The 12874-nt window shown below is 60.6% G+C and carries 16 protein-coding genes; 8 read left to right on the top strand and 8 right to left on the bottom strand.

The window, feature by feature from the left end:
• Positions 1–12 precede the first annotated feature (12 nt).
• The gene (gene xerD, locus EM858_RS01775) at positions 13–1005 is read right to left on the bottom strand and encodes a site-specific tyrosine recombinase XerD (protein WP_127755611.1); all 993 of its coding nucleotides are present in this window, start codon (positions 1003–1005) and stop codon (positions 13–15) included.
• Positions 1002–1175: a hypothetical protein gene (locus tag EM858_RS01780; RefSeq protein WP_035239639.1), complete on the bottom strand. Its 174-nt coding sequence runs from the start codon at positions 1173–1175 to the stop codon at positions 1002–1004. The genes xerD and EM858_RS01780 overlap by 4 nt, the downstream gene beginning before the upstream one ends.
• 188 nt (positions 1176–1363) lie before the next feature.
• On the opposite strand from EM858_RS01780, the gene EM858_RS01790 reads away from it, so the two are divergent.
• Both EM858_RS01790 and aroB read left to right on the top strand, forming a co-directional pair.
• The gene (locus EM858_RS01790; RefSeq protein ID WP_080819351.1) at positions 1364–1945 is read left to right on the top strand and encodes a shikimate kinase; all 582 of its coding nucleotides are present in this window, start codon (positions 1364–1366) and stop codon (positions 1943–1945) included.
• Between the two features lie 5 nt (positions 1946–1950).
• A complete protein-coding gene (gene aroB / locus EM858_RS01795; protein WP_127755612.1) occupies positions 1951–3084 on the top strand; it encodes a 3-dehydroquinate synthase in 1134 nt (377 codons plus the stop codon).
• A 25-nt stretch (positions 3085–3109) separates the two neighbouring features.
• On the opposite strand, the gene EM858_RS01800 is transcribed toward aroB, so the two are convergent.
• A complete protein-coding gene (locus EM858_RS01800; protein WP_003509873.1) occupies positions 3110–3391 on the bottom strand; it encodes a BolA family protein in 282 nt (93 codons plus the stop codon).
• A gap of 115 nt (positions 3392–3506) precedes the next feature.
• Here EM858_RS01800 and EM858_RS01805 point away from each other — a divergent pair, with 115 nt between their 5' ends.
• From EM858_RS01805 to EM858_RS01820, 4 genes are all read left to right on the top strand, one after another.
• Positions 3507–4142: a J domain-containing protein gene (locus EM858_RS01805; protein WP_059755848.1), complete on the top strand. Its 636-nt coding sequence runs from the start codon at positions 3507–3509 to the stop codon at positions 4140–4142.
• 68 nt (positions 4143–4210) lie between these two features.
• Complete coding sequence (cobS, locus tag EM858_RS01810) at positions 4211–5200, top strand: cobaltochelatase subunit CobS (protein ID WP_004445672.1); 990 nt, start codon at positions 4211–4213, stop codon at positions 5198–5200.
• Positions 5201–5307: 107 nt separating this feature from the next.
• Positions 5308–7212, top strand: a complete 1905-nt coding sequence (gene cobT / locus EM858_RS01815; protein ID WP_127755896.1) for a cobaltochelatase subunit CobT — start codon at positions 5308–5310, stop codon at positions 7210–7212.
• 37 nt (positions 7213–7249) lie between these two features.
• Positions 7250–8227, top strand: a complete 978-nt coding sequence (locus tag EM858_RS01820) for an esterase-like activity of phytase family protein (protein WP_164865300.1) — start codon at positions 7250–7252, stop codon at positions 8225–8227.
• A 2-nt stretch (positions 8228–8229) separates the two neighbouring features.
• Here the strand turns inward: EM858_RS01820 and EM858_RS01825 are convergent, their stop codons facing one another.
• From EM858_RS01825 to rpmB, 3 genes are all read right to left on the bottom strand, one after another.
• Complete coding sequence (locus tag EM858_RS01825; protein ID WP_077985339.1) at positions 8230–8565, bottom strand: pentapeptide repeat-containing protein; 336 nt, start codon at positions 8563–8565, stop codon at positions 8230–8232.
• Positions 8566–8654: 89 nt separating this feature from the next.
• Positions 8655–9299, bottom strand: coding sequence for a queuosine precursor transporter (locus EM858_RS01830; RefSeq protein ID WP_127755614.1), 645 nt, complete (start codon positions 9297–9299; stop codon positions 8655–8657).
• A 162-nt stretch (positions 9300–9461) separates the two neighbouring features.
• Positions 9462–9752: a 50S ribosomal protein L28 gene (rpmB, locus tag EM858_RS01835; protein WP_003509888.1), complete on the bottom strand. Its 291-nt coding sequence runs from the start codon at positions 9750–9752 to the stop codon at positions 9462–9464.
• Positions 9753–10004: 252 nt separating this feature from the next.
• On the opposite strand from rpmB, the gene EM858_RS01840 reads away from it, so the two are divergent.
• Entirely contained in the window at positions 10005–10778 is a 774-nt protein-coding gene (locus EM858_RS01840; protein WP_003523301.1) for a DUF3108 domain-containing protein, read from the top strand.
• A gap of 5 nt (positions 10779–10783) precedes the next feature.
• On the opposite strand, the gene EM858_RS01845 is transcribed toward EM858_RS01840, so the two are convergent.
• Together EM858_RS01845 and gloB are read right to left on the bottom strand one after the other, a co-directional pair.
• On the bottom strand, positions 10784–11224 hold the full coding sequence (locus EM858_RS01845) for a cupin domain-containing protein (RefSeq protein ID WP_164865268.1): 441 nt from the start codon (positions 11222–11224) through the stop codon (positions 10784–10786).
• Positions 11224–11994 (bottom strand): hydroxyacylglutathione hydrolase, encoded by a 771-nt coding sequence (gene gloB, locus EM858_RS01850; protein WP_127755615.1) that lies wholly within the window; start codon positions 11992–11994, stop codon positions 11224–11226. Before gloB ends, EM858_RS01845 begins: the two co-directional genes overlap by 1 nt.
• 106 nt (positions 11995–12100) lie before the next feature.
• Here gloB and EM858_RS01855 point away from each other — a divergent pair, with 106 nt between their 5' ends.
• Complete coding sequence (locus tag EM858_RS01855; protein WP_003523306.1) at positions 12101–12862, top strand: class I SAM-dependent methyltransferase; 762 nt, start codon at positions 12101–12103, stop codon at positions 12860–12862.
• The last annotated feature ends 12 nt before the right edge of the window (positions 12863–12874 follow it).

The following is a 12874-nucleotide window of genomic DNA, read 5'->3' on the forward strand; positions in this document are numbered from 1 at the left end:
GTTCCGGTCGCTCTAATCAAGGTTTTTGCCCTGTTTGGCAAGGGGGTGATGTGTTTGTACCAGCTCTTGCAAGCGTTCTTCCAGCACATGTGTATAGATTTGTGTCGTGGAAATGTCGGAATGGCCGAGCAGTTCCTGTACCGCGCGCAAATCCGCGCCGTTCTGCAGAAGGTGGCTGGCAAAGGCGTGGCGCAGCACATGCGGTGATATCGCAGACGGGGTCAGGCCCGCACGGATGGCGATGTCCTTGAGGTCGCGGGCAAAAACCTGGCGGGGCAGGTGGCCTTCCTTGCTGCTCGAAGGAAACAACCACGGGCTTTCCGGTGTCTCCGGTTTTTTCTGCGAAGCGGCCACCTTGCTTTTTTCCGATGCGAGCGCCTTTCTGGCAGCCTCGTATTTTTCCATCGCCTCGATGGCGGCGCGGGAAAGAAGAACCATGCGGTCCTTGTTGCCCTTGCCGCGTATCATCAGGAAGCGTCCTTCCTGACGCAGCACCTTGACCGGCAGCGAGACAAGCTCACTGACACGCATGCCGGTGGCATAAAGAAGTTCGAGCAGCAGATGCATGCGGATGCGGGCAAGCTGGCCGGGACCGGATGTGGCGGCTTCCTGCGCCGCGAGGCTAAGCAGCCTGTTCACATCGGCGACGCTCATCGTTTTCGGTAAGGCGAGACCTTTCCTCGGCGCATCGATGATGCCGGTCGGGTCGTCGCCGCGCAGCCCTTCCGAATAGAGAAAACGATAGAATTGCCGCATGGTGGAAAGACGTCGCGCCTGTGAGGTTGCGGCAAAACCCTGCGTGGAAAGATGGGTCAGATAGGCGGAAAGGTCAGGCGTCTGCGCCTGCGTCAGGGACTGGCCGCGCTGACCGAGAAATTCGCGCAGATCGGAAAGATCGCGCTCATAGGAAGACAGCGTGTTGGCGGCTGCCCCGCGTTCGGCGCTCATCATTTCCAGAAAACTTTCCAGCCGCGCGCCGTCGCGCCCTCCTGCCGGTCCGCTCATGGGGTGCGCCTTGCCGGTTCGGTCGACGGCGGGTTCAGTCGCTCGGAAGGAATGCGCACCGTCACTTCGCGGTCGCGCGGTTTGACGACCATGACGAGCAGCACCATGCCGCCATAGATCAGCCCCGCGATGGTCGCCAGTATCATCGTGAAGCGGAAGAGGGTGGGCATGGCGGCTCCGTGAAGGTGGCGGTCGAAACGTATATGCGGTGCGGCGAAAGCGGCGACAAGATCAAAATGCCCGCTCCGCTCCATGCCGCATGCGGCGATGATTGTGATTCACCGCAATTCAGTCAGCAATTTGGCTTGACGCTTCGTAAACATTTGCAGATATCCATGCCAAACGGGCTTTCAAATCTATGAATGAAACGAATTTATCCGTCCCGGCCACACTCGGGGAGCAAGCGCGGGCAAAGCTCGGACGGCGCAACATCGTCTTCGTCGGGCTGATGGGGGCTGGAAAGTCGGCGGTGGGCCGCATGGTCGCCCAGCAGCTTAAGGTGCCGTTCATCGATACGGATGTCGAAATCGAACGCGTTTCGCGCATGACGATATCCGAACTTTTCGCCACCTATGGTGAGGAAGAATTCCGGGCGCTGGAAACGCGGGTCATCAAGCGGCTGCTGCGCGGCGGCCCCAAGGTCATCTCCACCGGCGGCGGCGCCTTCATCAACGACAATACCCGCCGGCACATCACGCGCGGCGGCATTTCATTGTGGCTGAAAGCCGATCTCGAGGTGTTGTGGGAGAGGGTCAACAAGCGTGACCACCGCCCGCTTCTCAAGACCGAAAACCCCAAGGCCACGCTGGCGGCCCTGATGGAGAAGCGCTATCCGATCTATGCGGAAGCGGATCTGACCATCGAATCCCGCGATGTCCGCAAGGAAATCATCGTGACAGAAGTGCTGGCCGCCATAGCCGGCATCGAACAGAAAGACTGATCCCCATGACGCCTTCCGAAATCCACGCCGATGAACGTCTCGTCCATGTGCCGCTCGGCGAGCGCGCCTATGACATTCTGATCGGGCCGGGCCTGATCGGCCGGGCGGGCGGCGAGATTTCGGCGCGGCTGAAGGGCCGGCGCGCGGCCATCATCACCGATGAACATGTCGCGCCGCTCTACCTCGAAGGGCTGATGGACGGCCTGCAGACGGATGGCATCGAGGCCGTCTCGCTGACCCTGCCGGCCGGCGAAAAGACCAAGAGCTTCGAGCATCTGGTCACCGTGTGCGATGCGGTTCTGGCAGCACGAGTGGAGCGCAACGATGCGGTGATCGCGCTCGGCGGCGGGGTGATCGGCGATCTCGCCGGTTTCGCAGCGGGCATCGTGCGCCGTGGCGTGCGCTTCGTGCAGATACCGACCTCGCTTCTGGCGCAGGTCGATTCCTCCGTCGGCGGCAAGACCGGCATCAACAGCCGCCATGGCAAGAACCTCGTCGGCGTGTTCCACCAGCCCGATCTGGTGCTGGCGGATACGGCGGTGCTCGATACGCTGAGCCCGCGTGAATTCCGCGCCGGTTATGCCGAAGTGGTGAAATACGGGCTGATCGACAAGCCGGATTTCTTCTTCTGGCTGGAAAAGAACTGGGATGAAATTCGCACCGGCGGCCCCGCGCGCATCCAGGCGATTGCGACGAGCTGCCAGGCGAAAGCCGATGTGGTGGTGGCCGACGAGAAGGAAAACGGCGTGCGCGCCCTTCTGAACCTCGGTCATACATTCGGCCATGCGCTGGAGGCGGCGACCAATTACGACAGCAAGCGGCTGGTGCATGGCGAAGGCGTCGCCATCGGCATGGTGCTGGCCCACCAGTTCTCCGCCCGTCTCAACCTCGCAAGCCCGGACGATGCCGCCCGCGTCGAGGCGCATCTGAAGGCCGTCGGCCTGCCGACTACGATGAAGGATATTCCCGGCGAGTTGCCGCCAGTCGAAACGCTGATGACGGCAATTGCGCAGGACAAGAAGGTCAAGGGCGGCAAGCTCACCTTCATCCTCACCCACGGCATCGGTCAATCCTTCGTGGCCGATGATGTTGCAGCGTCCGAGGTGCAGTCCTTCCTGTCGGAAAAGCATCCGGGTTAAGGCCGCGAGACAAAGGAAGCCGTGCCTAGAACCGCACCGCTTCCCCCGGCGCTGCCGCCTCTATCGCCAGCGCATGCAGGCCGGCATCGAGTTCCGGCTTCAAAAGCGCGTTGATCGCCCGGTGGCGCTCGACGCGGGACTTGCCGGAAAAGCTTTCCGACACTATCTGAACACGCATATGCGTCTCGCCCGTGCCGGTCATATCCGGCTGGTGACCCGCATGCATCTGGCTTTCATCGACGACCCTAAGTCGCTCCGGTGAAAAGCTTTCCCTGAGCTTGGTTTCTATGCGCTCTCGCAGAGACATTCGAAGGGCTCCAATTCTGTTTGCCGGTCTTTGAAGGGGGCTCCCTAAAAGCCTGTAACATTCCGCTTTGTCAATTCTTGTTGTGCGGCTTTTCGCACCCCATAATCAGGGCATCATGAAACTGGATTCGAAATATTTCGATCGCATTCGCACGCGCCGGAAAAGGGAGAGGGAACCTGAGGTTCAGGCCCCGACCTGCCAGTGGGACGGATGCGACAAGCCGGGTATTCACCGGGCACCCGTCGGCCGCAACGCCGAGGGGCAATTCTTCCTGTTCTGTTTTGAGCACGTGAAGGAATACAACAAGGGCTATAATTATTTTTCCGGCCTGTCCGACAGCGAGATCGCCCGTTACCAGAAGGAAGCGATCACCGGCCATCGCCCCACCTGGACGGTGGGCGTCAACAAGACGGCCCGCGACAGCCCGCTGCACTCCACGCTGCGTTCCGGCACGGCGAGCGGGAACGCCCGTATCCGCGATCCTTTCGGCTTCGCCGGCGGTTTTGCGGGCGGCGCAAGGGCAGGCGGCACCCGCATGCAGCAGGACCGAAAATTGAAGACGCTGGAGGCAAAAGCCTTCGATACGCTCGGTCTTTCTTCCACCGCAAAGCAGGAAGACATAAAAAGGCGCTACAAGGAGCTTGTCAAAAAGCACCATCCTGATGCTAATGGTGGCGATCGTGGTTCGGAAGAGCGTTTTCGGGCTGTTGTTCAAGCATATCAATTGTTAAAGCAGTCAGGTTTCTGCTAAGCCAACTTATGTGTTTACCGCCTGATTGATGATGTGGCCGGGTGGCTGCCGCCCGCCTTGGAGACGTGATGAGCAAAATCGACCTTGATATTTCCAACCTGCCCGACACGACGGTGTCCGTGCGGGAGGTTTTCGGCATTGATACGGATCTGCGGGTTCCCGCCTATTCCCAGGGCGACGCCTATGTGCCTGACCTCGATCCCGACTATCTTTTCGATCGCGACACGACGCTTGCGATCCTTGCCGGTTTTGCTCACAACCGACGTGTCATGGTCTCCGGTTTCCACGGCACGGGTAAATCTACCCATATCGAGCAGGTGGCCGCCCGCCTCAACTGGCCCTGCGTGCGCGTCAACCTCGACAGCCATGTCAGCCGTATCGACCTCGTCGGCAAGGACGCCATCGTTCTGAAAGACGGCAAGCAGGTTACCGAATTCAAGGACGGCATTCTGCCCTGGGCCTACCAGCACAATGTCGCGCTCGTCTTCGACGAATATGACGCCGGTCGCCCGGACGTGATGTTCGTCATCCAGCGCGTGCTGGAATCCTCCGGCCGCCTGACCCTGCTCGACCAGAGCCGCGTCATCCGTCCTCACCCGGCCTTCCGCATTTTCGCGACCGCCAACACCATCGGCCTTGGCGATACGACCGGCCTTTACCACGGCACGCAGCAGATCAACCAGGCGCAGATGGACCGCTGGTCCATCGTCACCACGCTGAACTACCTGCCGCATGAGCAGGAAGTGAACATCATCGCCGCCAAGGTGAAGAGCTTCGACAATCCGAAGGGCCGCGAAACCGTCTCCAAGATGGTGCGCGTGGCCGATCTCACCCGTTCGGCTTTCATCAATGGCGATCTTTCCACGGTCATGAGCCCGCGTACCGTCATCACCTGGGCGGAAAATGCGGAAATCTTCGGCGATCTCGCCTTTGCCTTCCGCGTAACCTTCCTCAACAAGTGTGACGAGCTGGAGCGCACGCTGGTGGCCGAGCAATATCAGCGGGCTTTCGGCGTCGAGCTGAAGGAAAGCGCCGCGAACATCGTTCTCAGCGCCTGATCGTCCCCGGCTTGTCCGGAGAAGATCACCGATGACTTGAAGACGCCGGTGGGGCGCGCGATCTTCTGATCGCGTGCCGCAGGCGCCGACAAATGACAGGAAAGACAATGGCAGGGCGCGGCGACAATTCCAGAGCAAAACCGGGTACGGCGGTCGATACGGAGCCGTTGCGTCAGGCGATTGCCGGATGCGTGCGATCCGTCGCCGGCGATGCCGAAGTCGAAGTCGTCTTCGCCAATGAGCGGCCGGGTCTTGCCGGTGAGCGCATGCGCCTGCCGGAAATCTCCAAGAAACCGACCGCGCAGGAAATCGCCATCACCCGCGGCCTTGGCGATTCCATGGCGCTGCGCCTTGCCTGCCATGATGCCGACACCCATGCGGTGATGTCGCCGCAGGGCGCTGAAGCGCGGCTGATCTTCGATGCGGTGGAACAGGCGCGGGTGGAATCCATCGGCGCGCTGCGCATGCCGGGCATGGCCTCCAACATCCATGCCATGAACACGGAAAAATACGCCAAGGCCAACTTCGCCGGCATCAACAACAAGGACGATGCGCCGCTTGCTGAAGCCGTGGCGCTTCTGGTGCGCGAGAAGCTGACCGGGGAGAAGCCGCCGGAAAGCGCCGGCAAGGTTGTCGATCTGTGGCGCGATTTCATCGAGGACAAGGCGGCCGGCGACCTCAAGGATCTCTCCAGCGTCATCACCGACCAGAAGGCGTTTTCGCGACTGGTGCGCAAGATGCTGACCTCCATGCAGATGGCGGAGGATTTCGGCGACGAGGATAACGAGCCCGAGAGCCAGGAAGCGGAATCCAACGAGGACCAGCCGCGCACCAACGAGACCGAAGAAGAGCAGGTCGAGGAGGAGGCCGGCTCGGACGCGACGCCCGCCGATGAAAACGAGGCCTCGCAGGAGGAAATGGAAGAAGGCGAGATGGACGGCGCCGAGATGTCGGACGAGGAAATGTCCGACGATCTCGACGAGGATTCCGAAACGCCCGGCGAAACCCGCCGTCCCAACAGCCCCTTCGACGATTTCAACGAGAAGGTCGATTACCGCATTTTCACGCAGGAATTCGACGAGGAAATCCACGCCGAGGAACTGTGCGACGAGGCGGAACTCGACCGTCTGCGCGCCTTCCTCGACAAGCAGCTCGCTCACCTTCAGGGCGCCGTCGGGCGTCTGGCGAACCGCTTGCAGCGCCGCCTGATGGCACAGCAGAACCGTTCCTGGGATTTCGATCTGGAAGAGGGCTATCTCGATCCGGCCCGCCTCGTCAGGCTCATTATTGACCCGATGCAGCCGCTTTCCTTCAAAAAGGAACGCGACACCAAGTTCCGCGATACCGTGGTTTCGCTGGTCATCGACAATTCCGGTTCGATGCGCGGCCGTCCCATTACCGTGGCTGCCACCTGCGCCGATATTCTGGCGCGCACGCTGGAGCGCTCGGGCGTGAAGGTGGAGATTCTGGGCTTCACCACCAAGGCGTGGAAGGGTGGGCAATCGCGCGAACAGTGGCTCGCCAATGGCAAGCCGGCGTCGCCGGGTCGTCTCAACGATCTGCGCCATATCATCTACAAGTCGGCGGACGCTCCGTGGCGGCGCGCGCGGCGTAATCTCGGCCTGATGATGCGCGAGGGCCTGCTGAAGGAAAATATCGACGGCGAAGCGCTGATGTGGGCGCATAACCGCCTGATCGGCCGCCCCGAGCAGCGCAAGATCATGATGATGATTTCGGATGGTGCGCCGGTGGACGATTCGACCCTGTCGGTCAATCCGGGCAATTATCTGGAGCGGCATCTGCGCGCCGTCATCGAGCAGATCGAAACGCGCTCGCCAGTGGAACTGCTGGCAATCGGTATCGGCCACGATGTGACGCGTTATTATCGCCGCGCCGTGACCATTGTGGATGCGGACGAACTGGCCGGCGCAATGACCGAGCAGCTCGCGGCGCTCTTCGAGGATACGAGCGGCGCTTCCGGTTCGTCCCGCAGGGTTCGCCGTGCGGGATAAGCGGGGCCGGGCTTCTTCCGCCTGCAAGACGCTTGCGATGGCCGCCATTCTGGCGGCCGCATCGCTATGTCCGGTTTCCATCGGCGCATCCACCATCGATGTGCCGGTGAGCGTGCGTCTGCTTTCCTCTTTCGAGGTCGGCACCAGCGAAAAACGTTTCGGCAAGCTGGAATTTATCGGCGGCATGGTGATGAGCGCGCCGGAAAAGCTGTTCGGGGCGATATCCTCCATCCGTTTCCGCCCCAATGGGGAGGACCTCGTTGCGGTGCTGGATACCGGTCATTGGCTGACGGGCAGGGTCTTGCGTGACGCTCGCGGTGCTTTGTCCGGGCTTGCCGATGCCCGCATCACCCCCATGCTGGACATGAGCGGGCGCGAACCGTCGCGCAAGATGGAGATGGATGCGGAAGGGCTTGCGCTGCGCGACGGCAGGGTTCTCGTCAGTTACGAGCAGCGCCACAGGATCGATATCTATCCCGATCCGGGCTTCGCCACCGCAAAGCCGTTCGACCGCCTGCCATATCTCATCCCCAGCAACGAGTTGCGCCATAATGGCGGCCTGGAGGCTCTCGCGGTGTCGCCGGCCGATTCGCCGCTCGCCGGGGCTCTGGTCGTCGTGGCTGAAAAAAGCATCGATACGGACGGCAATCTTCTCGCCGCCATATTGGAAGGTCCGCGCAAGGGCACATTCGCCGTTACGCATCATCCGTCATTCGACGTGACGGACGGTGCGTTCCTGCCCAATGGCGACCTGCTGCTTCTTGAGCGCCGCTTCAATTTCGCCGAAGGCGTCGGCATGCGCATCCGTCGCATCCGTGGCGCCGATATCCGGCCTGGCGCGGTGGTGGATGGCGAAATCCTCATGGAAGCCGGCATGGCCTACCAGATCGACAATATGGAAGGCATGGATGTGGTGAAGGGGCCGGACGGCTCCACACGCCTCATCATCGTTTCCGATGACAATCACTCGTTCCTCCAGCGCAACCTGATGCTGGAATTCAAACTGGTGGAGTAAAATCAGGCCTGCTGCTGTGCCGCCTTATAGGCTGCCATCAGGTCCTCGACGGGAATGCCGTCGATCTTCATGCCGGTCATCCGGCATGACGTTATCTGCGCACCGGACAGGTTTGAGTTGCTCAGTTTCAGACCGGAAAAATTGACGTCATCGATCGACCAGCCGGACATGTTGTTATCCGTGAACGACGCGCCTGACAAATTGATATTGTTGAAGCTCGCCCCGGAAAGATTGACATTGTCGAAGACCGTGCCGGATAGATTGACGTCGTTGAAGGTTGACCCTGAAAGCGTGGCGCTGGCGGCCTCCACGATGTCTATAACGTCCTTGATCTGCATGTCGACTGCCTCCGCGCTGTGCCACGGACGACAGACTGCAATGCTGACGGCTGGCTTGCAAGCGCGATTTGATCCGCGCTTGCCCGGTGTTAAACGCGGCCCGTTTTTACGGCGTCCGGCATCGGCTTCAGCGTGTTCATCAGCGCGCCGTAGGGCAGGAGCATGACGAGGCCGACGAGAACCTTCACCGAAAGATCACCCAGCGCCCAGGAAATCCAACGGGGCGCTTCCACGGCGAAGACACCGAGGATGGGAGCGTTTTCGATGGCGAAGGCATCGTTGGGGCCGACGAAGGAGAAGCTTGCGGCAAAGGCGATGGAGAAGAACAGGGCCGTATCCAGCACCGATCCCAGCATGGAGCCGGCGAGCGGCGCATGCCACCAGCGCTGGCGGCGCAGGCGGTTGAAAACGGAAATGTCCAGCAGCTGGCCAATCAGATAGGCGGTGCCGGAAGCGACTGCGATGCGCGGAATGGATGTCCAGAAAGACAGCGTGACCCCGACGACGAAGCCGGCAAGCACGACGCGGCGCGCGATGGAGGGGCCGAACTGGCGGTTGGTCAGGTCCGTGACGAGGAAGGCGATTGGATAGGTGAAGGCGCCCCAGGTCAGAAGGTCGCCGAGATTGACGCCGAACAGCGAGCCGGAAAGCGGGTATTGCACCAGAATATTGGATGCGACAACCACCAGTGTCATCAGCAGGACATAGATAAGCGTAAAGCGCAGATAGGGCATTTTTTTATCCTGGGTGATGCCACCAGTTGGAGCCAAGCATCGGAGGAAAACATCTCAAACGGTTTTCGCAAAACCCGATGCAACTAAAATCTGGAACAAACAAAAGGCTTGAGCGGCAAAGCCATTCAAGCCTTCTGAATTCAGATAATGTCGAAACCGCTATTAAGCAGCTTCGGCCGTCTTCTTGGCGATCTGGCGGCGCAGGAGACGAGCGCGCATGCTCAGTTCGTTTTCGCCGGACTTCAGAAGGAAGGCATCGAGGCCGCCACGGTGTTCAACGGAGCGCAGAGCGGCTGCGGAAACACGCAGGCGGAAACGCTGGCCGAGAGCATCGGAGATCAACGTGACCTGGCAGAGGTTCGGAAGGAACCGGCGCTTGGTCTTGTTGTTGGCGTGGCTGACGTTGTTGCCCGTCTGGACGCCCTTGCCGGTCAATTCGCATACACGGGACATGGGTACACCTATTTCGTTTCGTCTGTTTCACCACTGGCTCGCCACCGGCAAAACCGGGGTGGCAATCCAACTGGCCATGATTGGAAAGTTGCGGTTCTATAGTCAGACGAGACTTAACAGTCAAGCCGCTCGCGATCAAATGAAAGGAAATTCCGGCGTTTTCAACCGGCATCCGCTTTTTTATTGCCACAAGTCAGCGTATATGATCGCCCGATAAGGCCGCTTCCGCGCCTCTTTTAAGGTGATATCGAAATGATTGCCAGAGGAAAAAGCATTTTCGTGGCCGCGACAATAGCGTTAACGGGCGTCTCCCCCTCGCTCGCCGCCGAAGCGCGCCACACAAGCGAGTACAGCATCAATCTCGGCATTTTGCCGATTGCCAGGGCGAGTTTCTCGACTCGCATGGACGGGCCGAATTATTCGATCTCCGGCTCCTTCAGCGCCGCCGGCCTTGCCAGCATCCTCAAGGATATTTCCGGCAAGACGACCGTTTCCGGCGCCAAGCGCGGCCACCGGCTGCAGGCCAACGAATATTCGCTGGTCTATAAGGACGGCAAGCGGGTGCGCACCTATGACGTTGTCTATCGCAACGGCAACGTCACATCGACGACGGTGAAGCCTGAGCCGAAAGCCCGGCCGGACAACTGGGTGGACGTGAAGGACCGCGACCTGCGCTCGGTTCTCGATCCGATTTCCGGCCTCATCATTCCCGCGGGCGGCCGCATCTGCCCGACTCGCCTGCCGATCTATGACGGCGAATCGCGACTCGATCTGGTTTTGAGCTCCAGCGGCACCAAGCCGTTCAAGACCAATGGTTTTAATGGCGACGCCATCGTCTGCAAGGCGCGGTATGTGCCGAAGTCGGGTTACAGGCAGGGGCGCAAGGATATCGAATATCTGAAATCCATCTCCATGGAGATCTGGTTCGCCAAGTCGAACAACATGGATGTCTATGCGCCTGTTTATGCCATCATTCCGACCCGGGTGGGGCAGGTTTACATCACCGCCACGAAATATGGTGGCTGAGGCAATTACGGAGCATCACCCGGCGACCAGCCGGGCTCTGCCATAACGAAGCTCGAAAAGGCAAAGCCCGGAGAGACGGTGCAGCCGACGAGCGTGAAGTCGCCGAGGCTCTCGGCCGATTGCCAGCAATTGGCGGGAACGATGACCTGCGGGCGCTCGCCTTCAAGAATGGCGGGGCCGAGCGTGAAGGTCTGCACTTCCCGGCCGTCCTGCGAAAGATGCAACGCGATCGGCGCGCCGGCATAATAGTGCCAGACCTCCACCGCATCGGTGACCCGGTGCCAGTGCGAGCGGTCGCCCTTTTCCAGGAGATAATAGATCGCTGTCGAATGGCCGCGCTCACCGCCTGCCTTGTCGCGGAATGTCTGGTGGTAAAAACCGCCCTCGGGATGCGGCTCCAGCCCCAGTTCGCGAATGATCGCCTGTGCCGACATATCCGTTCCCATCAGAAATTGTCCTTGCGTGTGCGGATTTCCGCGAAAACATCGGCATCGGTGGCGCTTTCAAGGCCAAGATATTTGCGAATACCGGCGTCGGCCACCCGCATATAGGGATTGGTCTGTTTTTCGAGCCCGATCGTGGTGGGAATGGTGAATTCATTCGCCTGCCGCGCCTTCTCGATGTGGGCCGCGCGCTCGCTCAGCACAGCATTCTCCGGATCGACGGTGAGGGCGAAACGGGCATTCGTCAGTGTATATTCATGGCCGAAATAAACCTTGGTCTCATCCGGCAGCGCCATGAGTTTCTGGAAGGAATGCCACATATCCGCCGCCGGACGTTCGAACAGGCGGCCGCAGCCCATGGCAAACAGCGTATCGGCGGCAAACAGCAGCCCGTCATCGGGCAGATAATAACAGATATGTCCCGCCGTATGGCCGGGCGTGGCGATGATCTGTACGCGGCGGCCGGCGAATTCGAACTCGTCGCCATCGGCCTGCGAACGGTCGAGACCGGGGATCGCAACCGCTTCGTCATAGGGGCCGTGAATTTCGCAGCGGAACTTGTCTTTCAGGGCCAGATTGGCCTCCACATGGTCCTGATGGTGGTGGGTGGTGAAGATATGCGTGAGCTTCCAGCCGTGGCCGTCGAGCGCCTGCAGGATAGGTCCTTCTTCCGGTGCGTCTATGGTGGCCGTCGCGCCGCTTTCGGGATCGTGCAGAAGAACCCCGAAATTGTCGCTGCGGCAAAGAAAGACGTCTATTTCCAAAGGTTTCATCTTATCCTCTCCATTTGCCGGCCCAAACCGGCGCATTCGCCCGCCTGACCTTCTATGTAAGGGCAGACGCCTTGAAGTCCAACCGCCTGATGCTACATTCTCGCCCATGAATACCGATATCGTCGATCTGCGCGAATTCTATCATTCTCCGCTTGGCCGCTCGGCCGAGCAGGCGATCACCATGGCGCTTTCGACGCTGTGGCCGCCTTTGCCGGAAGAGCGGCTGGTCGGCCTTGGTTACGCTGTGCCGTTTCTGGAGCGGTTTCGCCGCGATACGGAGCGCACATTCGCCTTCATGCCGGCGGGGCAGGGGGCGGTGAACTGGCCGGCGGGCGAGCTGTCTTCCACCGCGCTGGTGTTCGACGAGGAACTGCCGCTGCCCGATGCGTCGATAGACCGGGTCTTGATGGTGCACGCGCTGGAATTTGCCGAAAATCCGCGTGAAAGCCTGAAGGAACTGTGGCGGGTGCTGGCGCCCGGCGGCCGTCTGGTGATCGTGGTGCCGAACCGGCGCGGCGTCTGGGCGCGCATGGAACATACGCCCTTCGGTTCCGGAAGGCCCTATTCACGCGGACAGCTGACGGCGCTTTTGCGCGAAACGAATTTTACGCCGGGCGCTACCGCCGAGGCGCTGTTCTTTCCGCCCACCACCAGCCGGCCGATACTGAAATTCCGCCGCTATCTCGAACATACCGGCCGCCGGCTGTGGCCGCTTTTTTCCGGCGTCATCGTGGTGGAAGCCCAGAAGCGTCTCTATCAGGGATTGCCCGTCACCCAGCGCGCCTCGCGTCGCGTTTTTGTGCCAGTGCTGGCTCCGCAGGGGGTGCCCACCACCCGCACTGCCGCAAGCCAAGGAAAGCCGCGCTGACCCTCGACAAAG

The organism is Agrobacterium sp. CNPSo 2736, assembly GCF_004005385.1.
In the GTDB taxonomy this organism is placed as follows: domain Bacteria; phylum Pseudomonadota; class Alphaproteobacteria; order Rhizobiales; family Rhizobiaceae; genus Agrobacterium; species Agrobacterium leguminum.

What these genes read in the sequence shown, in the direction of transcription:
- xerD (WP_127755611.1), bottom strand. Translation starts at nt 1,005, where the DNA reads ATGAGCGGACCGGCAGGAGGGCGCGACGGCGCGCGGCTGGAAAGTTTT.
- EM858_RS01780 (WP_035239639.1), bottom strand. Translation starts at nt 1,175, where the DNA reads ATGCCCACCCTCTTCCGCTTCACGATGATACTGGCGACCATCGCGGGG.
- EM858_RS01790 (WP_080819351.1), top strand. Translation starts at nt 1,364, where the DNA reads ATGAATGAAACGAATTTATCCGTCCCGGCCACACTCGGGGAGCAAGCG.
- aroB (WP_127755612.1), top strand. Translation starts at nt 1,951, where the DNA reads ATGACGCCTTCCGAAATCCACGCCGATGAACGTCTCGTCCATGTGCCG.
- EM858_RS01800 (WP_003509873.1), bottom strand. Translation starts at nt 3,391, where the DNA reads ATGTCTCTGCGAGAGCGCATAGAAACCAAGCTCAGGGAAAGCTTTTCA.
- EM858_RS01805 (WP_059755848.1), top strand. Translation starts at nt 3,507, where the DNA reads ATGAAACTGGATTCGAAATATTTCGATCGCATTCGCACGCGCCGGAAA.
- cobS (WP_004445672.1), top strand. Translation starts at nt 4,211, where the DNA reads ATGAGCAAAATCGACCTTGATATTTCCAACCTGCCCGACACGACGGTG.
- cobT (WP_127755896.1), top strand. Translation starts at nt 5,308, where the DNA reads ATGGCAGGGCGCGGCGACAATTCCAGAGCAAAACCGGGTACGGCGGTC.
- EM858_RS01820 (WP_164865300.1), top strand. Translation starts at nt 7,250, where the DNA reads ATGGCCGCCATTCTGGCGGCCGCATCGCTATGTCCGGTTTCCATCGGC.
- EM858_RS01825 (WP_077985339.1), bottom strand. Translation starts at nt 8,565, where the DNA reads ATGCAGATCAAGGACGTTATAGACATCGTGGAGGCCGCCAGCGCCACG.
- EM858_RS01830 (WP_127755614.1), bottom strand. Translation starts at nt 9,299, where the DNA reads ATGCCCTATCTGCGCTTTACGCTTATCTATGTCCTGCTGATGACACTG.
- rpmB (WP_003509888.1), bottom strand. Translation starts at nt 9,752, where the DNA reads ATGTCCCGTGTATGCGAATTGACCGGCAAGGGCGTCCAGACGGGCAAC.
- EM858_RS01840 (WP_003523301.1), top strand. Translation starts at nt 10,005, where the DNA reads ATGATTGCCAGAGGAAAAAGCATTTTCGTGGCCGCGACAATAGCGTTA.
- EM858_RS01845 (WP_164865268.1), bottom strand. Translation starts at nt 11,224, where the DNA reads ATGGGAACGGATATGTCGGCACAGGCGATCATTCGCGAACTGGGGCTG.
- gloB (WP_127755615.1), bottom strand. Translation starts at nt 11,994, where the DNA reads ATGAAACCTTTGGAAATAGACGTCTTTCTTTGCCGCAGCGACAATTTC.
- EM858_RS01855 (WP_003523306.1), top strand. Translation starts at nt 12,101, where the DNA reads ATGAATACCGATATCGTCGATCTGCGCGAATTCTATCATTCTCCGCTT.